Origin of the sequence: Streptomyces albidoflavus (genome assembly GCF_000719955.1) — a bacterium.
GTDB classification, from domain to species: Bacteria; Actinomycetota; Actinomycetes; order Streptomycetales; family Streptomycetaceae; genus Streptomyces; species Streptomyces albidoflavus.
The window spans coordinates 20,519-41,263 of the sequence record NZ_JOII01000034.1 but is presented as its reverse complement, the minus strand read 5'-3'; the positions used below and the strand labels follow the sequence as shown (position 1 = coordinate 41,263).

At 73.3% G+C, this 20,745-nt stretch carries 18 protein-coding genes; 7 read left to right on the top strand and 11 right to left on the bottom strand.

Annotated elements, in window-relative coordinates:
• Together IF45_RS0126080 and ybaK are read left to right on the top strand one after the other, a co-directional pair.
• Nucleotides 1–756 (top strand): LON peptidase substrate-binding domain-containing protein, encoded by a 756-nt coding sequence (locus IF45_RS0126080; RefSeq protein ID WP_003947554.1) that lies wholly within the window; start codon nucleotides 1–3, stop codon nucleotides 754–756.
• Nucleotides 757–775: 19 nt separating this feature from the next.
• The gene (gene ybaK, locus IF45_RS0126075; RefSeq protein ID WP_003947555.1) at nucleotides 776–1,270 is read left to right on the top strand and encodes a Cys-tRNA(Pro) deacylase; all 495 of its coding nucleotides are present in this window, start codon (nucleotides 776–778) and stop codon (nucleotides 1,268–1,270) included.
• A 36-nt stretch (nucleotides 1,271–1,306) separates the two neighbouring features.
• Here the strand turns inward: ybaK and IF45_RS0126070 are convergent, their stop codons facing one another.
• From IF45_RS0126070 to IF45_RS0126055, 4 genes are all read right to left on the bottom strand, one after another.
• Complete coding sequence (locus tag IF45_RS0126070) at nucleotides 1,307–1,942, bottom strand: hypothetical protein (RefSeq protein WP_030309880.1); 636 nt, start codon at nucleotides 1,940–1,942, stop codon at nucleotides 1,307–1,309.
• A 68-nt stretch (nucleotides 1,943–2,010) separates the two neighbouring features.
• Nucleotides 2,011–2,811, bottom strand: coding sequence for an ABC transporter permease (locus IF45_RS0126065; RefSeq protein WP_018470586.1), 801 nt, complete (start codon nucleotides 2,809–2,811; stop codon nucleotides 2,011–2,013).
• Nucleotides 2,812–2,888: 77 nt separating this feature from the next.
• On the bottom strand, nucleotides 2,889–3,902 hold the full coding sequence (locus tag IF45_RS0126060) for an ABC transporter ATP-binding protein (protein ID WP_030309879.1): 1,014 nt from the start codon (nucleotides 3,900–3,902) through the stop codon (nucleotides 2,889–2,891).
• Nucleotides 3,903–3,982: 80 nt separating this feature from the next.
• Entirely contained in the window at nucleotides 3,983–5,212 is a 1,230-nt protein-coding gene (locus IF45_RS0126055; protein ID WP_030309878.1) for an NYN domain-containing protein, read from the bottom strand.
• Nucleotides 5,213–5,452: 240 nt separating this feature from the next.
• On the opposite strand from IF45_RS0126055, the gene IF45_RS33470 reads away from it, so the two are divergent.
• Nucleotides 5,453–5,620 carry a hypothetical protein gene (locus tag IF45_RS33470; RefSeq protein ID WP_008414088.1) on the top strand — a complete coding sequence of 56 codons (168 nt, stop codon included), beginning with the start codon at nucleotides 5,453–5,455 and terminating at the stop codon, nucleotides 5,618–5,620.
• A 91-nt stretch (nucleotides 5,621–5,711) separates the two neighbouring features.
• Here IF45_RS33470 and dnaE read toward each other — a convergent pair whose 3' ends face one another.
• The gene (dnaE, locus tag IF45_RS0126045; RefSeq protein WP_003947561.1) at nucleotides 5,712–9,260 is read right to left on the bottom strand and encodes a DNA polymerase III subunit alpha; all 3,549 of its coding nucleotides are present in this window, start codon (nucleotides 9,258–9,260) and stop codon (nucleotides 5,712–5,714) included.
• A gap of 913 nt (nucleotides 9,261–10,173) precedes the next feature.
• Between dnaE and IF45_RS0126040 the strand changes: the two genes are divergently transcribed.
• The 4 genes from IF45_RS0126040 to IF45_RS0126025 all read left to right on the top strand — a co-directional run bounded on the left by IF45_RS0126040 (nucleotide 10,174) and on the right by IF45_RS0126025 (nucleotide 15,335).
• Nucleotides 10,174–10,866 (top strand): hypothetical protein, encoded by a 693-nt coding sequence (locus IF45_RS0126040; RefSeq protein WP_030309876.1) that lies wholly within the window; start codon nucleotides 10,174–10,176, stop codon nucleotides 10,864–10,866.
• A gap of 91 nt (nucleotides 10,867–10,957) precedes the next feature.
• The gene (locus IF45_RS0126035; RefSeq protein WP_003947563.1) at nucleotides 10,958–11,776 is read left to right on the top strand and encodes a thioredoxin domain-containing protein; all 819 of its coding nucleotides are present in this window, start codon (nucleotides 10,958–10,960) and stop codon (nucleotides 11,774–11,776) included.
• 124 nt (nucleotides 11,777–11,900) lie between these two features.
• On the top strand, nucleotides 11,901–13,547 hold the full coding sequence (locus IF45_RS0126030) for an alkaline phosphatase D family protein (protein ID WP_030309874.1): 1,647 nt from the start codon (nucleotides 11,901–11,903) through the stop codon (nucleotides 13,545–13,547).
• 123 nt (nucleotides 13,548–13,670) lie between these two features.
• The gene (locus IF45_RS0126025) at nucleotides 13,671–15,335 is read left to right on the top strand and encodes a serine/threonine-protein kinase (RefSeq protein ID WP_030309873.1); all 1,665 of its coding nucleotides are present in this window, start codon (nucleotides 13,671–13,673) and stop codon (nucleotides 15,333–15,335) included.
• A 10-nt stretch (nucleotides 15,336–15,345) separates the two neighbouring features.
• Here IF45_RS0126025 and IF45_RS0126020 read toward each other — a convergent pair whose 3' ends face one another.
• The 6 genes from IF45_RS0126020 to IF45_RS0125995 form a co-directional block, all read right to left on the bottom strand.
• Nucleotides 15,346–15,915, bottom strand: a complete 570-nt coding sequence (locus IF45_RS0126020) for a dienelactone hydrolase family protein (protein WP_003947566.1) — start codon at nucleotides 15,913–15,915, stop codon at nucleotides 15,346–15,348.
• A gap of 315 nt (nucleotides 15,916–16,230) precedes the next feature.
• Nucleotides 16,231–17,817, bottom strand: coding sequence for a Na+/H+ antiporter (locus tag IF45_RS0126015; RefSeq protein ID WP_003947567.1), 1,587 nt, complete (start codon nucleotides 17,815–17,817; stop codon nucleotides 16,231–16,233).
• Nucleotides 17,818–17,947: 130 nt separating this feature from the next.
• Nucleotides 17,948–18,433, bottom strand: a complete 486-nt coding sequence (locus tag IF45_RS0126010; protein ID WP_030309872.1) for a GNAT family N-acetyltransferase — start codon at nucleotides 18,431–18,433, stop codon at nucleotides 17,948–17,950.
• Between the two features lie 34 nt (nucleotides 18,434–18,467).
• On the bottom strand, nucleotides 18,468–19,412 hold the full coding sequence (locus IF45_RS0126005) for an RluA family pseudouridine synthase (RefSeq protein WP_003947569.1): 945 nt from the start codon (nucleotides 19,410–19,412) through the stop codon (nucleotides 18,468–18,470).
• Between the two features lie 83 nt (nucleotides 19,413–19,495).
• Entirely contained in the window at nucleotides 19,496–20,080 is a 585-nt protein-coding gene (gene lspA, locus IF45_RS0126000) for a signal peptidase II (protein WP_078842935.1), read from the bottom strand.
• Between the two features lie 171 nt (nucleotides 20,081–20,251).
• Nucleotides 20,252–20,713 (bottom strand): TraR/DksA family transcriptional regulator, encoded by a 462-nt coding sequence (locus tag IF45_RS0125995; RefSeq protein ID WP_008408550.1) that lies wholly within the window; start codon nucleotides 20,711–20,713, stop codon nucleotides 20,252–20,254.
• Nucleotides 20,714–20,745 lie beyond the last annotated feature (32 nt).

Here is a 20,745-nt window from a genome sequence, read left to right as displayed (position 1 = left end):
GTGACCACCGTCCGGCTGCCGCTCTTCCCGTTGAACACGGTCCTCTTCCCGGGGCTCGTGCTGCCGCTCAATGTCTTCGAGGCGCGTTACCGCGCCATGATGCGCGACCTCCTGGACTCCCTCCCGGAGGATCCCGAGTCCGACGAGCCCTGCCAGTTCGTCGTCGTCGCCATCCGCGACGGCCACGAGGTGGCGCCCAGTGAACCGGGGATGCCCGACGACGCCGGGCGCCCGGAGGCCGGGCCCATGACGGGCTTCGGGGACGACCCGGCCCGCTCCCTGCACGCCGTCGGCTGCGTCGCCGACGCCGCCACCATCCGCGAACGCGAGGACGGCGGCTACGAGGTCCTGGCCACCGGCACCACCCGGGTCCGCCTCCACTCCATCGACACCTCGGGGCCGTACCTGACCGCCGAGGCGGAGGAGTTGCCCGAGGACCCGGGCGACGAGGCTGGCGCGCTCGCCGAGGGGGTCCTGCGCGCCTTCCGCTCGTACCAGAAGCGTCTGGCCGGGGCCCGTGAGCTGACCCTGACCTCCAACGCCGACCTGCCCGACGAGCCCTCCGTCGTCTCCTACCTGGTCGCCGCCGCCACCGTCCTGGACGTACCCACCCGGCAGCGCCTGCTCCAGGCCCCCGACACGGCCTCCCGGCTCCGGGACGAACTGGCGCTGCTGCGGCGTGAGACGGCGGTCATCCGGCACCTGCCGTCGCTCCCCGCCGCCGAGCTGACCCGCACGCCCACCAGCCTCAACTGACCGCCCGAAGCAGGCACCCATGGCCAAGAAGCAGAAGAAGCAGTCCGGCGGCACGCCCGCGACCGTGGCCCTGACCGCCGCCGGCGCCGCCTTCACCACCCACGCCTACGAGCACGACCCCGCGCACCCCTCGTACGGCGAGGAGGCCGCCGAGGCCATGGGCGTCTCCCCCGACCGCGTCTTCAAGACCCTGGTCGCCGAGGTCGACGGCCGGCTCACCGTCGCCGTGGTCCCCGTCTCCGGCAGCCTCGACCTCAAGGCCCTGGCCACCGCCGCCGGCGGCAAGAAGGCCGCCATGGCCGACCCGGCCGCCGCCGAGCGCACCACGGGGTACGTCCGCGGCGGCATCTCCCCGCTGGGCCAGCGCAAGGCCCTGCCGACCGTCCTGGACGCCTCGGCCACCGGCCACGCGACGATCTGCGTCTCGGCGGGCCGGCGTGGCCTGGAGGTGGAGCTGGCCCCGGCGGTACTGGCCGAGCTGACCGGCGCCGTCACGGCACCGATCGCCCGCTGAGGGCCCGGGGGCCTCACGCCGCCACGGGACCGGCGCTCAGCCCTCGTACGTCTGCCAGTGGTGCGCCCGCGGCTCCTCCCGGGGCCCGAAGAGCGCCGTCAGTCCCAGGTGGACCAGGAGGGCGGCGATGGGCCAGGCGACCAGCACACCGAGGGCGCCCAGTTCCAGGGGGGCGTCGAAGGTGACACCCTGGCCGGCGGTGCGGGCGTGGCCCACCACGTCGCCGCTGGGGCCGAGGGCCATGCCGAGCTGCCAGGCGACGGCGGCGCCGCCCAGCGAGCCGAGGGCGAGGCCGCAGACCATGGCGATGCCGCCGGCGCGGTGGACCAGGAAGGCGGCGAGGCCGGTGACCACGCCGAAGCCCAGGGCGAGGAGGGCGAAGGTGCCGTCGGCGCCGATGGCCTGCTCGCCCTCGGTGTCCTTGAGGTAGACGGCCTCACCGTCGGAGACCAGCGGGACGTGCGGGGCCAGCCGGGACCAGAGGAAGCCGAGCAGCAGCCCCAGGACGACCACGGCGAGGCCGGTCAGCGCGGCCCGCCGGATCTCCCGGCCGAGCGGCTCGTCCCGCTCCGTACCGCGAGGGTGGTCCGGGTGCGCCCCCTCGGGCAGTTGCCACGGGTCGTACCCGGGGCGTCCGTGCGGCGGCGGGGGCGGGTTCAGCGGTGCGGTCACCCGGACATCGTGCCAGGCCCGGGCCCGGGCGCGCGGGCCGGGAGGGCCGATCGTGGTCCGACGTACGGTCAGCGGACGGCGGCCCGGCGGTACGCCCAGGTGGCGAGGGTCAGCGAGACCACGCCGACGCCCGCGCAGACCCCGAGGTCGACGAGGACCGCCGCCCAGTCGGGGTGCGGCGCGAAGGTCCGGGCGAAGGCTTCCACGCCGTAGGTGGAGGGCAGCAGGTCGCGGGCGAGGACCAGCAGGGCGGGCAGCCGCTCCGGCGGCAGCACGCCGAGCAGGAGCGCGGCGGACATGCCGAGCTGGCCGAGGAGGGTGGCCAGTTCCGGGCGGGGCGCGAGCAGGCCGAGGGCGGCGCCGAGGCCGGAGAGGGCGGCGCCCGCCAGCGGGATGACCGCGATCAGCACCCAGAGCTGGGCCAGCGGCAGCTGGAAGAGGACGCAGCCGACCAGCGCGGTGACCAGGGTCCCGGGGACGGTGAAGGAGGCGTACGCCCCGGCGGCTCCCAGGACGACGGCGGCGGGCGGCACGGGCAGCGTCGCGTAGTGGTCGAGGCCGCCGCCCGCGCGCAGCTGCCCGAAGTACTGGGCGAGGAGGTTGAGGGCGACGAAGGCGACGACCAGGACGCTGGAGCCGGCGACGACCGCGTGGGCCTCGGTGCCGCCGTCGACCACGCCGCGCATGAGGATCATGATGCCGACCGACTGGAAGGTCGCGACGAAGAGCAGCGGGATGCGGGCGACCCGGGCCCGGGAGAGCTGGGCCCGGTAGACGGCGGCGAGGGCGGGCAGCAGCCTGGCCCGGGGGGCGAGGGCGGCGGGGGCGGCGACGGCGCGGGGGGCGGCCGTGCGGGCGGTGGTGCTCATGCCGGGTCCCGTTCCGTGGGCGGCGCGGCCGGGCGCGGGGGCCCGGCGGTCGGTCGTGGGGGTCGCGGGGCCGCCTGTCATGTCTTCACCAGTCCCGTTCCGCTGCCGCCGAGTGCCAGGTAGACGTCTTCGAGGCTCGGCGTGGCCAGGGTGAAGTCGTCCAGGGCCGCGAAGGCCGAGCCGCCGGTGACCGCGGCGACCGCGGCGCGCGCCTCGTCGGGGGCGAGCCGCAGCACCCAGCGGCGCCCGGACTCGGCGGCGGAGTCCCGCAGGGCGGCGACCTCGGGCACGTCGAGCGGCGGCCGCTCGCGCCAGAGCAGGTCGAGCCGGACCTCGTGGGCGACGTGCGCCTTGAGCCCGGAGGGAGTGTCGCAGGCGATGACGCGCCCCTGTTCGAGGACGGCGACCCGGTCGAGGACGGTCTCGGCCTCGATGACGTTGTGGGTGACGAGCAGCACCGTGGTGCCCTCCTCGGCCCGGCGCCGGTCGACGGCGGCCCAGACGGCGCGGCGGGCGACGGGGTCCATGCCGGTGGTGGGCTCGTCCAGGACCAGCAGGGGCCGGCGGCCGACCAGGGCGGTGGCGAAGCAGGCGAGCCGGCGCTGTCCGCCGGAGAGCTTCTTCAGCGGCCGGGAGGCGAGCGGGCCGAGGCCGAGTTCGTCGAGGACGGCGTCGCGCTGGGCGCGGGCGGCCGGGGCGTCGAGGCCGCGCAGCCGGGCGGTGGTCTCGGCGGCGAGGGAGACGGTCAGCTCGTCCAGCGCGGTGGACTCCTGGCCGAGGTAGGCGAGGAGGCGGGCGGCGCGCTCGGGGTGGCGGACCACGTCGTGGCCGAGGAGGCGGACGCTGCCGGAGTCGGGCCGCATCAGCCCGGTGAGCTGCCGGACGAGGGTGGACTTGCCGGCCCCGTTCGGCCCGAGCAGACCGAAGATCTCCCCGCCGCGCACATCGAGGTCGATGTGGTCGGTGGCGCAAACCTCGGGGACCGCGGGGGCGCCGCGTCTGCCCCGGGTCGCCGGGTACGTCTTCACGAGGTCACGCACGACGCAGACGGCTTCCCCCTCGGGGGCGGGTGCGGGGTCCGTGCGGTCCATGCTCACGAGGGACGAGCCTACGGGGTCGCGTTGCCTGCTTTGTGCCCGGGTCCGGGGCCCCGGGCGGCGTGGCGCCGGCGTCAGGTCAGCGGGCGGGCGGGCTGGAGGGGCTGCCCGGCGGTGGGCTGGCCGGTGGCGGGCAGGTCGATCTCGCGCCAGAACCCGGCCCGGATCGCGTACCGGTCGTGTTCGTCGATCTGGTCGTCCTTGTGGGCGAGGAGGCCGAACCGGGCGGCGTAGCGCAGCAGCTCGCCGTCGATGCGGTGCGGGATGCGCGGGTAGAGCGCGGCGAGGCGCGGCAGCAGGGTGCGGTCGCCGAGGCGGGAGAGCCAGCGGCGGGCGAAGACCTGGCCGACCTCGAAGGGGTCACCGCCGACCGTGGTGATGTCCTCCTCGCGGTCGGCCCACCGCTGTTCGGCCGTGGTGAGCTGGGCGAGGGTGGGCAGCGCGGCGTCGTCGGGCGAGTCGGCGGGGCCCTGGCGTTCGACGAGGCCCTTGTCGGAGGACCAGCGCAGGGTGGCGGTGGCGGGCTGCTCCTTGACGGGGGCGGGCCGGTCGGCGGCGCGCAGGGCGGCCAGGTCCTTGGGGGTGGGGACGGCGCGGGCGGCGCCCGCTCCGGTGCCGTTGGTCTCGGCGGGGGCCGGGGTGTGCTCCGGCTCGGGGTCGCGGGCGGGCCGGGCGGCGGTGTCGGGCAGCGGCGCGGAGAGGATGGCGGCGATCTCGGGGCCCGGCGCGGACTGCGGGGCGCAGGGGCCGGCGGTGTCGCGGGCGCGGATGGCGCGGGTGATCCAGGCCCGGTCGAGCAGGCGCCGCTCGTCGGCCTCGGCGACGAGGTCCTCGGACTGGTTGTAGTCGCCGCCTGCCGCCTGCACGGCCCAGAGGTGGACGGCGACGCCGTGCTCCTTGGCGGCGGTCATGCCGGGCAGCAGGTCGCCGTCGCCGGTGACCAGGACGATGTCGGAGCAGGCCTTGTTGCGGGCCAGTTCGGTGAGTTCGGCGTGCATCGCGGCGTCGACGCCCTTCTGCGCCCACCGCCCGTCGCTGCGGGTCAGGGCGCCGAGGCGGACGGTGACCCGGGGCATGACGCGCAGCCGGCGGTGCTCGGGCTGGGGGACGCGGTCGGGGGCGCCGTCGAACCAGTAGATGCGCAGCAGGGGCTGGGCGGTCTCGGCCTCGGCGCGTTCGCGCAGCTGCCGGACGAGGGTGGCGTGGTCGACGGAGATACGGGAGCGGGAGGGGTCTCCGGCGAGCAGGCTCGCGGCGGCGCCCAGCAAGTATCCGGCGTCCACCAGGACGACGCAGCGGTCCACGCGTACCACCTCTATTCCCTCGGTCCCGGGTCGGGCGGGGGCCCGGTGCCGGGTTTCCTTCGAGTCTGCCCGACCCGGTGGGCGTTAACGGCCCGAACTCGATCTTCGGCGTGGCGTATCGGACCAGGGACGTACCACATACCCCCTTACGGACGGTAATTGCCCGACATGCGCGGAGTGTCCGGCCGTGTGAATCTGGAGTCGGCCCCGGACCCACACCTTTTCGGGAGGCAGATTTCCATGGCCAAGAACAAGAACCGCAAGCAGAGCGGCAGTAAGGCGGCGGAGACCGCGTCGCAGCAGACGAAGGAGAAGTCGACCGAGGCGATCTCCTCGATCCAGTCCTCGGCGCAGGGCAACCCCGCCGACGTCGCCCGCAAGCATCAGCGCAAGTTCGGCCACAACTGATCCGGAGGCCACGGCCCCGGCGGCCGAGGTGACACGAAGGGGCGCACCCGCCACCGCGGGTGCGCCCCTTCGTCGTAGGAACCGGCCGGCCTCAGCCCGCCAGGCAGGAGGCGCCGAGCAGCACCTTCAGGTCGCCGAAGAGCGAGGGGTCGGGCTGGACCCGGTGGCGGTCGAGCCGGAGCACCGTGGTCTTGCGGGGGCCCTGGAGCTTGATCCGCACCTCGGAGTTGCCGCGATGGGAGTCGAGCACCTCGCCGAGGCGGCTGACCATCGGCGGGGTCACCTTGACCGCCGGGATGGTGATGATCACCGGGGCGTTGGTGCCCGCGTTGGAGAGGTCGGGGACCTGCAGCTCCATCGCGACCAGCCGCGGGATGTCCTCCCGCTTGTCCAGGCGCCCCTTGACGAAGACGACGGCGTCCTCGACGAGTTGCGTGGAGACCAGCTGGTAGGTGGCGGGGAAGAACATGCACTCGATGGAACCGGCGAGGTCCTCGACGGTGGCGATGGCCCAGGCGTTGCCCTGCTTGGTCATCTTGCGCTGGAGACCGGAGATGATGCCGCCGACCGTGACGACCGCGCCGTCCCCGAAGTCACCGCCGGTGAGCTGCCCGATCCCGGCGTCGGCCTTGTCGGAGAGGACGTGCTCCAGCCCGAAGAGCGGGTGGTCGGAGACGTAGAGGCCGAGCATCTCGCGCTCCTGGGCGAGGAGGTAGGTCTTGTCCCACTCCTCGTCGGTGAACTCGATGTCGAGTCCGAAGCCCGGCTCGTCGGCGTTGTCGTCGCCCATGCCGCCGAAGAGGTCGAACTGCCCCTCGGCCTCCTTGCGCTTGACCGCCACCACATTGTCGATCATGGGCTCGTAGTGCGCGGTGAGCCCCTTGCGGGTGTGGCCGAGCGCGTCGAAGGCCCCGGCCTTGATCAGCGACTCGGTGGTCCGCTTGTTGCACGCCTGCGCCTCGATCTTGTCGAGGTAGTCGGGGAAGGAGGAGAACTTCCCCTTCGCCTTGCGGGCGCGGATGATCGACTCGACCACGTTGGTGCCGACGTTGCGGACCGCTTCGAGGCCGAAGAGGATCACGTCGTCGCTCTGGGCGGCGAAGTTGTGCACCGACTCGTTGACGTCCGGCGGCAGCACCTTGATCTTCATGCGCCGGCACTCGTTCAGGTAGACGGCCGACTTGTCCTTGTCGTCCTTGACCGAGGTGAGCAGCGCCGCCATGTACTCGGCCGGGTAGTTGGCCTTGAGGTACGCGGTCCAGTAGGTGACCAGGCCGTACGCGGAGGAGTGCGCCTTGTTGAAGGCGTAGCCGGCGAAGGGCACCAGGACGTCCCAGAGCGCCTGGATCGCCTCGTCGGAGAAGCCCTTCTTCTTCGCGCCCTCCTGGAAGAGGACGAAGTTCTTCGCCAGCTCCTCGGGCTTCTTCTTGCCCATCACGCGGCGCAGGATGTCGGCCTCGCCGAGCGAGTAGCCGGCGATGATCTGCGCGGCCTTCTGCACCTGCTCCTGGTACACGATGAGGCCGTAGGTGAGGCCGAGGATCTCCTTGAGGGGCTCCTCCAGCTCCGGGTGGATCGGGGTGATCTCCTGCTGGCCGTTCTTGCGCAGGGCGTAGTTGGTGTGCGAGTTCATGCCCATCGGGCCCGGCCGGTACAGGGCCGAGACGGCGGAAATGTCCTCGAAGTTGTCGGGCTTCATCAGCCGCAGCAGGGACCGCATGGGTCCGCCGTCGAACTGGAAGACGCCCAGGGTGTCACCGCGGCAGAGAAGTTCGAAGGTCTTCGGGTCGTCCAGCGGCAGGGCGAGCAGGTCGAGGTCGATGCCCTTGTTGGCCTCCACCATCTTCCGCGCGTCGTCCATGATGGTGAGGTTGCGCAGGCCGAGGAAGTCCATCTTCAGCAGGCCGAGCGACTCGCACTGCGGGTAGTCCCACTGCGTGATGGTGACGCCGTCGGTGTGCCGGGTCCACAGCGGGGCGTGGTCGACGATCGGCTCGCTGGACATGATCACGCCGGCCGCGTGCACACCCATCTGCCGGACCAGGCCCTCGACGCCCTTGGCGGTGTCGATGACCTTCTTCACGTCCGGCTCGTTCTCGTACATCCCCCGGATCTCGCCCGCCTCGCTGTAGCGCGGGTGCTTCGGGTTGGTGATGCCGTCGAGGTCGATGCCCTTGCCGAGGACGTCGGCGGGCATCGCCTTGGTGAGCCGGTCGCCCATCGCGTACGGGTACCCGAGGACGCGGGCCGAGTCCTTGATGGCGTTCTTCGCCTTGATCTTGCCGTAGGTGCCGATCATGGCGACCTTGTCGGCGCCGTACTTCTCCGTGACGTACCGGATCACCTCGACGCGCCTGCGCTCGTCGAAGTCGATGTCGACGTCGGGCATGGAGACGCGCTCCGGGTTGAGGAAGCGCTCGAAGATCAGACCGTGCTCGATCGGGTCGAGGTCGGTGATGCCCATGGCGTACGCGACGATCGAACCGGCCGCGGAGCCTCGGCCGGGGCCGACCGCGATGCCGTTGTTCTTCGCCCACATGATGAAGTCGGCGACGACGAGGAAGTACCCCGGGAACCCCATCTGGATGATGACGTCCATCTCGTACTCGGCCTGCCGCTGGCGGTCCTCGGGGACGCCGGCCGGGAAGCGGCGCGCCATGCCGCGGCGGACCTCCTCCTGGAACCAGGTCACCTCGGTGAAGCCGTCCGGGATGTCGAACTTCGGCATCAGGTCGCGCTTCTCGAACATGCCGGTGGTGTCGATCTGCTCGGCGACCAGCAGCGTGTTGCGGCACCCCTCCTGCCAGGCGTCGGAGGAGTCGATGGCGTACATCTCCTCCGTCGACTTCAGGTAGTAGCCCGTGCCGTCGAAGCGGAAGCGGTCCGGGTCGGAGAGGTTCTTGCCGGTCTGGATGCAGAGCAGGGCGTCGTGGGCGACCGACTCGTGGGAGTAGGTGTAGTGCGAGTCGTTGGTGACCAGCGGGGGGATGCCGAGCTTCTTGCCGATGTCCAGCAGGCCCTGGCGGACCCGGCGCTCGATCTCGATGCCGTGGTCCATCAGCTCCAGGAAGTACCGGTCCTTGCCGAAGATCTCCTGGTACTCGGCGGCGGCCCGCAGCGCCTCCTCCTCCTGGCCCAGCCGCAGCCGGGTCTGCACCTCGCCGGAGGGGCAGCCGGTGGAGGCGATCAGCCCCTCCGACCACTGCGAGATCGACTCCTTGTCCATCCGGGGCCACTTCTGGAGCCAGCCCTCGGAGTACGCGTCGGAGGAGAGCCGGAAGAGGTTGTGCAGGCCGGTGGAGTTGGCCGCCCAGATCGTCTTGTGGGTGTAACCGCCGGAGCCCGAGACGTCGTCGCGCTTCTGGTGCGGCTGGCCCCACTGGATCTTCCGCTTGGTCCGCCGCGACTCCGGGGCCACGTACGCCTCGATGCCGATGATCGGCGTGACCCCCGCCTTCTCGGCGCTGTGGAAGAAGTCGTACGCGCCGTGGAGGTTGCCGTGGTCCGACATGGCGATGTGGGTCATGCCCATCTCGTTGCACGCGTCGAACATGTCCTTGAGCCGCGCGGCACCGTCCAGCAGGGAGTACTGCGTGTGGACGTGCAGGTGCGTGAAGGGCGGCTTGGACGTGGCAGACACGTGGCCTCCGGGGCGTCGGCATGGTCGGGGTTTCGGCTCCGGAGTCTACGTCCCCCCGCCGACACCCCGCGGCGCCCGCCGCCACCGGGGCCCCTCCCTCACGCGCCCGGCCCGCACACGCCTCCGGGCGGGCCTCAAACGCCGGCCGGGCTTTCGTCTGTGCCCGGCTCCGTCCCGCCCGCACCGGTCAAAGACGGCCTCAAACGCCGGCCGGGCTGGGATGCGGTGGGCTGGGCTCCGCCCCGGCCTCCCGCCCCGTGCCCCTGCGGGTCACCGACGGCCTCAAACGCCGGCCCGGCTGGTTTTCGGCTGGGCTCCCCCCAACCTGCCGGCCGTGGCCGTGCCGGTCAAAGATGGCCTCAAACGCCGGCCGGGCTGTAGGGGTTCGCGGTTCCTCCGGTGCGGGGGTGGGGCGGGGCCGCGCCGGGGCGCCTCCTCACAAACTGCAGGGTGCGGGGTCAATTGGAGCATGCCCCCGCAGCAAACTGCACACACGGCCGCCTTGAAGCGACTGACCCCGCACCCTGCAGTTTGTGAGGAGGTACCCCGACCCGGCCCCGCCCGACCCAACCGGCGAACGAACCGCGAACCCCACAGCCCGGCCGGCGATTGAGGCCAATCGGTGACCCGCAGGGTGGAGGCGAGACAGGTCGGGGCGGAGCCCAGCCCCAGAAAGACAGCCCGGCCGGCGATTGAGGCCATCGGTGACCGGCACGGGCAGGACGGCAGGCGGCCCAGGGAGCCCAGCCGGGGCGAGGGCAGAGTCAGGGGCGAGGGGCGCTTTAGGCGCCCCTTACCGGCGCCCGTGGCAGACTCGAAGGCACAATGGGCTGGTGACACGTGCGCCCTGGCGCAGCCCCTGGAGACCCGCGCGCCCCGGCGCGCATCGCCTCGCGAAACGGAACACCCCCTGGTGGACACCCCGATAGCCGAAACAGCGCCCCGCGCCCTGCGCGCGGCGCTGTTCACCGTGCTCGCGGTCACCCTGTCCACCACCTCCCACGTCCTCCTCTCGGGAGCCCCGCTCCCCCTCCCCACGGTGGCCCTGGTGGGCGCCACCGTCTTCGCCCTGGCCTGGTCCCTCGCGGCCCGCGAACGCGGCTTCGGCCGTATCGCGGCCCTGCTGGTCCCGCTGGAGCTGGCGGCGGACACGGTCTTCACGGCGGGCCAGCATGTCTGCTACGGCGCGACGGGCGGCCCGGTCGCGGGCCCCCTGCGCACGGTGGGCGTGGACCTGCTCTGCGGCGGCGGCGCCCTCGGCGCCCCCCTGGCCAGGCTGCTGGGAGCCCCCGCCGAGTCCCCCGCGGCGTTCACGGCGCACCCCAGGCCCGAGCTGGCCTGGCTCCTGCTCGGCGCCCACGTGGGCGTGGGCCTGCTGGCCGCCGCCTGGCTGCGGTACGGCGAGCGGGCTCTCGCCCAGCTGCTGCGGGCCGCCGCCGGGCAGGCGTTCCGCCCGCTGGCGCTGGCCGTGGCCAGGGTCCCGGCACCGCACGCACCGCGTACCGCCCGGCCGCGCCCGGAGGCGGCCCCGGCCGGGCGCCCGGCGCTGCTGATCGCGCACTCCGTGGGCCGCCGGGGCCCGCCCGCCGGGCTCCTCCCCGCCTGACGCGGGGCCCTCGGGCCCATGGCGCGGCGGGGCTCTTTCCGGTCATCATCCGGTCACCCCAAGCCACGTCCCACACGGAGAGCACACCCACATGAGCAAGCGGAACAGCCAGGCGGCGAAGAGCGCGGCGCGCGAGCGGCTGCGGATCGAGCGCGAGAAGCAGGCGAAGAAGGACAAGGCGCGGCGGCAGCTGATCGTCGCCGGTTCGGTCGTCGGTGTCCTGGCGATAGCCGGCGGCGTCGGCTTCGCCGTGGTCAAGGCGAACGAGCCGGGCTACTGGGAGAAGGCGGCCGACCAGAAGCTGGTCAAGCCGGCCAACACCTCGGGCGCCCAGGGCACCACCGTCGTCATCGGCAAGGACGACGCCGCCAAGACGCTGAAGATCTACGAGGACCCGCGCTGCCCGGTCTGCGCCTCCTTCGAGCAGAACGTCGGCGAGACGATCGACCAGGACCTCAAGGACGGCAAGTACAAGCTCCAGTTCGTCGGGGCCTCCTTCCTCGACCGGGGTCTCGGCGGCGAGGGCTCCAAGAACGCGCTGAGCGCGCTGGGCGCGGCGCTGAACGTCAGCGACGAGGCGTTCATGGCGTACAAGTCGGCGCTCTTCTCGGCGGAGAACCACCCGGAGGAGTCGAAGGACGAGTTCGCCAAGGACGGCAAGCTGATCGAGATCGCCAACCAGGTGCCGGAGCTGAAGGGCAACAGCGCCTTCAAGAAGGACGTGGAGAACGGCACCTACGACAAGTGGGCGCTGGAGATGTCGAAGGTCTTCGACGACAACAAGGACGGCGTCGAGGGCACCCCGTCGCTGGTGATGGACGGCAAGAAGGTCACCGCCGAGGGCAGTGACAACGCCCCGCAGACCCCCGAGCAGTTCAACGCCGCGGTCGACAAGGCGCTGAAGGGCTGACCCGGCCGCTCCCACGGCGCGCCGCGCCGTGGGAGCGACATCCGGCCGACGAGCGGGCGAACTTTCCCCGCCCGGCCATTTTTGGCGTGTACGGGCCATCACTGCGCGTCTACGGTACTCAGCCGTGACCAGTCGAACCGAGCACCACCCCAGACCCGCGGCCCCCAGCCGCCGCACCGTCGTCCTGGCGGCCGCCGCCACCGGCGCCCTGCTCCCGCTGGGCGCGGCCACCACCGCCACCGCCGCGGCCACCCCGCGGTTCCTGCACGGCGTGGCCTCGGGCGACCCGCTGCCCGACGGCGTCCTGCTGTGGACCCGCGTCACCCCCACCGAGGAGGCGCAGCCGGGCTCCGGCGCGGGCCCGGACACCGAGGTCGGCTGGGAGGTCGCCGCCGACGCCGCCTTCTCCTCGGTCGTCGCCCGCGGCACCGTCACCGCGCGGGCCGCCACCGACCACACCGTCAAGGCCGACGTACGCGGGCTCTCCCCGGCCACCGGCTACTGGTTCCGCTTCACGGCCGGCTCCACCGTCTCGCCCACCGGCCGCACCCGTACCGCCCCCGCCGCCTCGGCCTCCCCGGCCGGGCTGCGGTTCGGCGTGGTCTCCTGCGCCAACTGGGAGGCCGGCTGGTTCTCCGCCTACCGCCACCTCGCGGCCCGCGGCGACCTGGACGCCGTCCTGCACCTGGGTGACTACATCTACGAGTACGCCACCGGCGACTACCCGGCCACGCCCGTCCGCCCGCACCGCCCGGCGCACGAGATCACCACCCTCGCCGACTACCGGCTGCGCCACGCCACCTACAAGACCGACCCCGACCTGGCCGCCCTCCACGCCCGCCACCCGGTCGTCGCCATCTGGGACGACCACGAGTTCGCCAACGACGCCTGGTCGGGCGGGGCGGAGAACCACACGCCCGGCGCCGAGGGCGCGTGGAGCGAGCGGTCGGCGGCGGCCCGGCAGGCGTACTTCGAGTGGATGCCGGTCCGCGCCTCCACCGAGGGCACCGTCTTCCGGCGGCTGCGCTTCGGCGACCTCGCCGACCTGCACCTGCTGGACCTGCGCAGTTTCCGCTCCGAGCAGGTCTTCATCGGCAACGGCGCGGTCGACTCCCCGGACCGCAGCATCACCGGGCGCGCCCAGCTCGACTGGCTCAAGGCGGGCCTCTCCGGCTCGCAGGCCGCCTGGCAGCTGGTCGGCACCTCGGTGATGATCTCGCCGGTCGCCTTCGGCTCCGTCCCGGCCCACCTGCTGAAGCCGCTCGCCGAACTCCTCGGCCTGCCCACTCAGGGCCTCGCGATCAACGTCGACCAGTGGGACGGCTACACCGCCGACCGCACCGAGCTGATCCGCCACCTGCGGAGCGCCGGCATCCGCGACACCGTCTTCCTCACCGGCGACATCCACATGGCCTGGGCCAACGACGTGCCGGTGACGGCGGCGACGTACCCGCTCTCGGAGTCGGCGGCCACCGAGTTCGTCGTCACCTCGGTCACCTCCGACAACCTCGACGACCTGCTGAAGGTCGCCCCCGGCACGCTGTCGACGGTGGCCGAGGGCGCGATCAAGGCCGCCAACCGGCACGTGAAGTGGCTCGACATGGACGGGCACGGCTTTGGCGTCCTCGACGTGACGGCCGAACGCTCCCAGATGGACTACTACCTGCTCTCCGACCGGGCCGACCCGGGCGCCACGGCCTCCTGGCTCCGCTCGTACCGCACCCGGCGCGGCACCCAGCGGGTCGAACGGGCGGACGCGCCGGTCGCCTGACCCGGGATCGGCCGCCCGGCCGCCCCGGCCCGGCCCGGCCCCCTGGCGGAGGACCACGCACGGAATGTGATGTTCCGTCAGGGGGCCGTCACCGCCCGCCGCCGCCTCTATACGCTGGGTCCCATGAGTGCACCGGGGGAGATGATCGGCGGCCGTTTCACCTTGCTGGCGCCGCTGGGCAGCGGCGGCATGGGCACGGTCTGGCGGGCCAGGGACGAGGTGCTCCACCGCGAGGTGGCGCTGAAGGAGGTACGGCCGCCCGACCCGGCGATGACCGGCCCCGAGGCCGCCGCCACCCTGCGCGAACGCGTCCTGCGCGAGGCCCGCGCGCTGGCCCGGCTCAGCCACCCGCACGTCGTCACCATCCACCAGATCGTGGACGCCGGGGCGGGGACGCACCCCTGGATCGTGATGGAGCTGGTCCCCGGCGAGAGCCTCGCCGACCGGCTCCAGCGCGGCCCGCTCCTGCCGCAGGAGGCGGCCACCCTCGGCCGGCAGCTCCTCGCCGCGCTGCGCTCCGCGCACGCCGCGGGCATCCACCACCGCGACGTGAAGCCCGCCAACATCCTGCTCCGCACCGACCCCGGCGTCCCCGGCCCGCCCAGCGCCGTCCTCACCGACTTCGGCATCGCCGCGCTCCAGGGCTCCACCGCGCTGACCGCCACCGGGGACCTCATCGGCTCGCCCGAGTACATCGCCCCCGAACGCGTCCGGGGCCGCGACGACCACCCCGCCTCCGACCTGTGGTCGCTCGGCCTCGTCCTCTACGTCGCCGTGGAGGGGCACAGCCCGCTGCGCCGGGCCACCACGCTCGCCACCCTGGCCGCCGTCCTCGACGAGCCGGTGCCGCCGCCGGTCCGTTCGGGCCCGCTCGCCGCCGTCCTCGGCGCCCTGCTGGTCCGCGACCCCGAGGCCCGCCCCGACGCCGCGACCCTGGACCGCCTCCTCACCGAGGCCGCCTCGGGCAGCGCGCCCTCCTGGGCCGAGCCGACCGTCTCCGGCCCCCGCCCGGTCCCGGCCGCCCCCGTCACCCCTCCCCCGCCCGGACCACCCACCCCGCCGCCGGGCGCCCCGACGGCAGGCACCCCGGCACCCGCCCCGTACCGGCCGCCGCTGCCCACCCCCACCACGGCGGTCGCGCGCCCCCGCCGTCGCACGGGCGCTCTGGTCGCGGGCGCCGCCGCCCTGGTCGCGGTGGCGGTCACCGCCACCGTCCTGGTCCTCAACCCCTGGGAGAGCGACAACCACGCCGCCCCGTCCCCGTCCCCCTCACCGACCGCGACCCGGTCCCCGGACGGCGAGAAGGACCCCAAGCCCTCCCCCGACACGGGCAGCACCGGAACGGACCCGGTCGACGAGGACAAGAACGGAGACGGCGAGGAAGACCAGGAGAAGGAGGACGACCGGCCGGGCCAGGACGACTCCCCGTCACCCTCGGCCACCCCCCAGCCCCCTTCGGGCGGTTCGTGGATCGCCCAGCTCTTCTCCGAGCCGGTCTCCACCGGCACCGCCACCCGCGACCGCCGCCTGGCCGCCGTACGCGCCGAGGTGCCCGAGGCCCGCTACCTCCGCAGCGACGACTACGCCTCGCTCCGTCCCGGCTACTGGGTCTTCTACGTCCCCGGCCCGTTCGACGACGGGCGGGCGGCCCTGCGGTTCTGCGCCGAGAAGGGCCGGACCAGCGGCAACGAGTGCGTGGGCCGCTACCTCAGCGACGACGGGTCCGACGCCGACGCCATCTGCCACCCGCCCGCGGCCTCCCCGAAGGGCCGCTGCACCCGGTCCTAGCCCGCCGCGGTCAGAGCGAGTCGAGGAACCCCTGGACCGTCCGCCAGGTGGCCTCGGCCGCCTCGGCGTCGTAGTCGGGGAGTTCGGGGTCGGTGTACAGGTGGCCCGCGCCCGGGTACCGGTAGACCTCGACGTCGGCGCCGGCCCGCTGCATCCGCAGGTACCAGGCGTTGAGCCAGTCGTGCGGCTCGAAGGGGTCGTTCTCGGTGACGTGCAGCTGGACCGGCAGGTCCTCGGCACTGGCGTCGTCCGGCAGGTCCGAGGTCCCGGAGAACAGCACCAGGCCACGCGCCTTCTCGTCGGCCAGGGCGAGGTTCTGCGCGATGGCGCCGCCCAGCGAGAACCCCGCGTAGACCAGCCCCTTGTCCGAGTACGGCGCGGCGGCCCGCACCGCCCGCTTCAGCAGCTCGTCCGTCCCGATCTCGTCCCGCAGCGCCAGCCCTTCCTCCATGTCCGCCGGACTGAGCCCCTCGAACAGATCAGGCACATGCACCTCGTGCCCGGCCTCCCGCAACCGCTCCGCCGCCTGCTCCAACGCCGGCCGCACCCCGTACACGGAGTGGATCAACAAAATCTCCATACCCGCATCCTCCCACCCCCGGACGAGCCCGGCCCGACCGGGAACAACCAGCACGGGAACAACCAGCACGGCAGAAATCCAGCCCGGCAGAAATCCAGCCCGGCCGGCGCTTGAGGCCACCCCACGGCCCCCGTCGACCGCCCAAGGCCGGCCGAAAGTCCGCCTCAGCCGCCGAAAACAGCCCGGCCGGCGTTTGAGGCCACACCTCAGCCCGGCCGGCGCTTGAGGCCGATCAAGCCCGGCCGGCGTTTGAGGCCACCCCACCGCGGCCAAGCCGGGGCCGCCCCCAGCCGAATCCAGACCCCACGCCTGAGCTCAGCGAAGGCTCCGCACATCGAGCTGCCGCAGCACCCGGTCCACCACCTCGGGATCAGCCCCGGGCTCGTTCCGGGCGGACAGCACCTCACGCCGCGCAGCGGACATCATCTCCCGCTGCACCCGCGACATCGCGGCCACCCGCTCGGCCCGCTGCACCCACCACTCACGCCGCTCGTCGTCGAGCAGATCGGGACTGATCCGCACCCCGATGTCCAGCGCCCCGCGCTGCAACCGCTCGCTGATGTCCTCGGGCAGCTCCTCGGTCGCCTCGATCTCCTTGAGCCGCCGCCGCGCGGCCTTGGCGGCCCGGATCGCCAGATCGTGCTCGAGCTTGTGCTCGGCGTCGGTGTCGGCCGTGACCCCGAGCTTGCGCACCAGCCACGGCAGGGTCAGCCCCTGCACCAGCAGGGTCGCCATGATCACGCAGAAGGCGATGAAGATGATCTCGTCACGGGCCGGGAAGGGCTTCCCGTCGTCGGTGGTCAAGGGGATGGCGAGGGCCAGCGCGACGGAGGCCACCCCGCGCATCCCGGACCACCACATGACGACCGTCTCGCGCCAGGAGGTGGGGATCTCCTCGTTCTCGTCGCGCAGGCTGTGCATCTTCTGGGCGAGCCAGGTGGTCGGCAGCAGCCACAGCAGGCGGACGCCGACGACGACGGCGACGATCGCCACGCCCCAGCCGATCATCTGCCCCTCGCGGCCCTCGGCGGCCCGGATGACGGTGTGCAGCTCCAGCCCGATGAGGCCGAAGGCGATCCCGGTGACCAGGGTGTCGACCACGTGCCAGAAGGTCTGCCCGGTGATGCGGCCGAGCACGTCGTCGGCGTCGAGGGCGGTACCGGCCAGCAGCAGCGCGGTGGTGAGGACGGCGAGGACGCCGGAGCCGTGCAGCTCCTCGGCGAGGATGTAGCTGGCGAACGGCACCAGCAGGGTCAGCCCGGTCTGGAGCGTGGCGTCGCCCAGCATCGACATCATCTTCTTGCTGACCCAGCCCAGCGCCAGCCCGACCGCGACGGCGACCGCCGCCGACAGGAAGAACTGCCCGACGGCCCCGCCCCAGGAGAAGGTCCCGGTGACCGCCGCGGCGATCGCCACGTGGTACAGGACGATCGCGGTGACGTCGTTGAAGAGCCCCTCGCCCTCCAGCACGGAGACCAGGCGCCGGGGCAGCCCGAGCTGTCCGGCGACGGCGGTGGCGGCGACCGGGTCGGGCGGGGCGACCAGCGCGCCGAGCGCCACGGCGGCGGCCAGCGGCAGCCCGGGCACGATGGCGTTGGCGACGCCCGCGACGGCCGCGGTGGTGACGAAGACCAGGGCGACGGCGAGCAGCAGGATGGGCCGGTAGTTGGCGGTGAACTGCCGCCAGGAGGTCCGTTGCACGGCCGCGTAGAGCAGGGGTGGCAGGACCAGCGGGAGGATGTACTCCGGCGGCACGTTCACGTTGGGCACGAACGGCAGCAGCGCGAGGACGATCCCGCCGAGGGTCATCAGCACCGGGGCGGGCAGCCCCAGTCGGTCCCCCAGCGGCACCGTGATCACGGCGCCGAGCAGGAGCAGAAGCAGCAGCGCCAACTGGTCCACTGTGTGGCCTCCGGCAAGGTCGGTACGTCAGGAAAACGTCCCCACTCTGCCACGCCGCCGCTTCCGCCGGTCCCCCGGCCCCCTGCCCGGTAGGGCCGGACCGCAGGTCAGGGGGTACGCGGTCGGGCTGTCACAGCTCTCGGCGCATCGCCCGGTGCCCGATGCCCGCGTCCTCGAACTCCGGTCCGTACGGCTGGTATCCGAGCCGCTCGTAGAAGCCGAGGGCGTGGGTCTGGGCGTGCAGGTCGACCGCGCGCAGCCCGAGCTGTGCCGCCGCCCCCTCCAGCCCGCGCACCAGGGCCGCGCCGACGCCGAGTCCTCGCGCGGCCTGCCGTACGGCGAGCCGGCCGAGGGAGCCCACGCCCGGTTCGCCGCCGGTCGCCCCGGCCGCCGCCGGGCCGTGCAGCAGCCGCCCGGTGCCGAGCGGACCGTCGGGGCCTTCGGCGAGGACGTGCACGGTGTCGCTCTCCGGGGCGTCGAAGGCGTCGTACTCGATGGCCTCGTCGACGCCCTGTTCGGCGACGAAGACCTCCTTGCGGACCGCGAAGCACGCCTCACGGTCGGCGGGGCCCTCGGCGACTCGTACGCGCACGTCGGCTGGGGTGGGCTGGCTCATGCGGGCTCTCCTTGGCCGGTCGGGGCGGGAAAGGTCAGGCGTTGCTCTCGGCACGCACCGTGTCCAGGGCGTGCTGGAGGTCGGCCGGGTACTCGCTGGAGAACTCCGCCCAGCTGCCGTCGGCGGGGTGCTCGAAGCCGAGCCGCACCGCGTGCAGCCACTGCCGGGTGAGGCCGAGCCGCTTGGCGAGGGTGGGGTCGGCGCCGTAGGTGAGGTCACCGACGCAGGGGTGGCGGTGGGCCGACATGTGCACCCGGATCTGGTGGGTGCGGCCGGTCTCCAGCTTGATGTCGAGCAGGGAGGCGGCGCGGTACGCCTCGATCAGGTCGTAGTGGGTGACCGAGGGCTTGCCCTCGGCGGTGACGGCCCACTTGTAGTCGTGCTGGGGGTGGCGCCCGATCGGGGCGTCGATGGTGCCGCTCATCGGGTCGGGGTGGCCCTGGACGAGCGCGTGGTAGCGCTTGTCGACGGTCCGCTCCCGGAACTGCTGCTTGAGCAGCGTGTACGCCCGCTCGGACTTGGCGACCACCATCAGGCCCGAGGTGCCGACGTCGAGGCGGTGGACGATGCCCTGGCGCTCGGCGGCGCCGGAGGTGGAGATGCGGTAGCCGGCGGCGGCGAGGCCGCCGATGACGGTGGTGCCGGTCCAGCCGGGGCTGGGGTGCGCGGCGACGCCGACCGGCTTGACGATGACGACGATGTCGTCGTCGTCATGGACGATCTCCATGCCCTCGACGGGCTCGGCGACGATCTGGACGGGTGCGGGGGCGGCCGGCATCTCGACCTCCAGCCAGGCGCCGCCGTGCACGCGCTCCGACTTTCCGACCGCGGCGCCGTCGACCAGCACCTTGCCTGCTGCGGCCAGCTCGGCGGCCTTGGTGCGGGAGAAGCCGAACATCCGGGAGATGGCGGCGTCCACGCGCTCGCCCTCCAGGCCGTCCGGCACGGGCAGGGTGCGGATCTCGGGAATCGTGCTCACCCGTCGAGTATGCCGGACGGCGGCGGCGCGCCGGACGCCGCCGTCGGACAGAGGTGCGACGGCGGCCGGGCGGACCGGACGGTTCAGTCCTTGTGGACGGTGCCGTCCGGGTCGAGTCCGCGGAAGGAGAGGATCACGATCAGGATGCCGCCGCAGACGATCGCGGAGTCGGCGAGGTTGAAGACCGCGAAGTTCTTCGGCGCGAGGAAGTCGACCACGGCGCCCTCCAGGACCCCGGGGGCCCGGAAGATGCGGTCGGTGAGGTTGCCGAGGGCACCGCCGAGCAGCAGGCCGAGCGCGAGGGCCCACGGCAGGCTGTAGAGCTTGCGGGCGAGCCGGGCGATGACCACGATCACGGAGGCGGCGATGACCGTGAAGATGATGGTGAACGCCTCACCGAAGCCGAAGGCCGCGCCCGCGTTGCGGATGACCCGCAGCTCGAACCAGTCGCCGAGGACCTGGATGGGCGCGTGGTGCTCCAGCTTCGCGACGACCAGGAGCTTGCTGCCGAGGTCCAGCAGGTAGGCCACGACGGCGACGGTGAAGAGCACGGCGACCCGGCGCGGGCCGCGCGGCGTGGCCGCGGTGGCCCCGCCCTCCTGCTCGTCCCCGCCCGGCTCCGGCGGCTCGGCCCGGTCCGGCTCGCGCGCTTCAGGGGTCTCAGGCATACCGATGATGCGCTCCGCCTCTGCCACGTGTGTCCCTCGACGATGGGATAGATGCCCCGAGGGTACGACACGGACGGGCGCACCCGGGCGCCAGTACGCCCCCGGAGCACCGCGGGGGCACGCGCGGCCGGGCACGCGCGCCCGCGAGCGCCCGTGCCCGGCGGTGGCGGCTCAGCCCCGGCGTTCCTGCTTCTGCTTGCAGTCGACGCAGAGGGTGGCGCGGGGGAACGCCTGGAGGCGGGCCTTGCCGATCGGGTTGCCGCAGTTCTCGCAGGTGCCGTAGGTGCCCTCGTCGAGCCGGACCAGTGCCTGTTCGGTCTGGCGGAGCATCTCGCGGGCGTTGGCGGCGAGCGAGAGTTCGTGCTCGCGGGTGATGTTCTTGGTGCCGGTGTCGGCCTCGTCGTCCCCGGCCCCGCCGCCGCTGTCCCGCATCAGCCCGGCCAGCGCCTGGCCGGACGCGTCGATCTCGGTGCGGATGCGCTCGGCGTCGGCGCGCAGTCCCGCGCGGGCCTCCTCGGCCTCGGCCTCGGTCCAGGGGTCCTCGCCCGGCCGTACCGCCAGCGCCTCGGCCCCGGCGCGTGCCTGCGGCACCGGCCCGGACTTCTCCGCCGTACCCGTCTTCTTCGCCACCACGGAGCCGGCCTCCTGCGTCTCGTCGGCCGGCG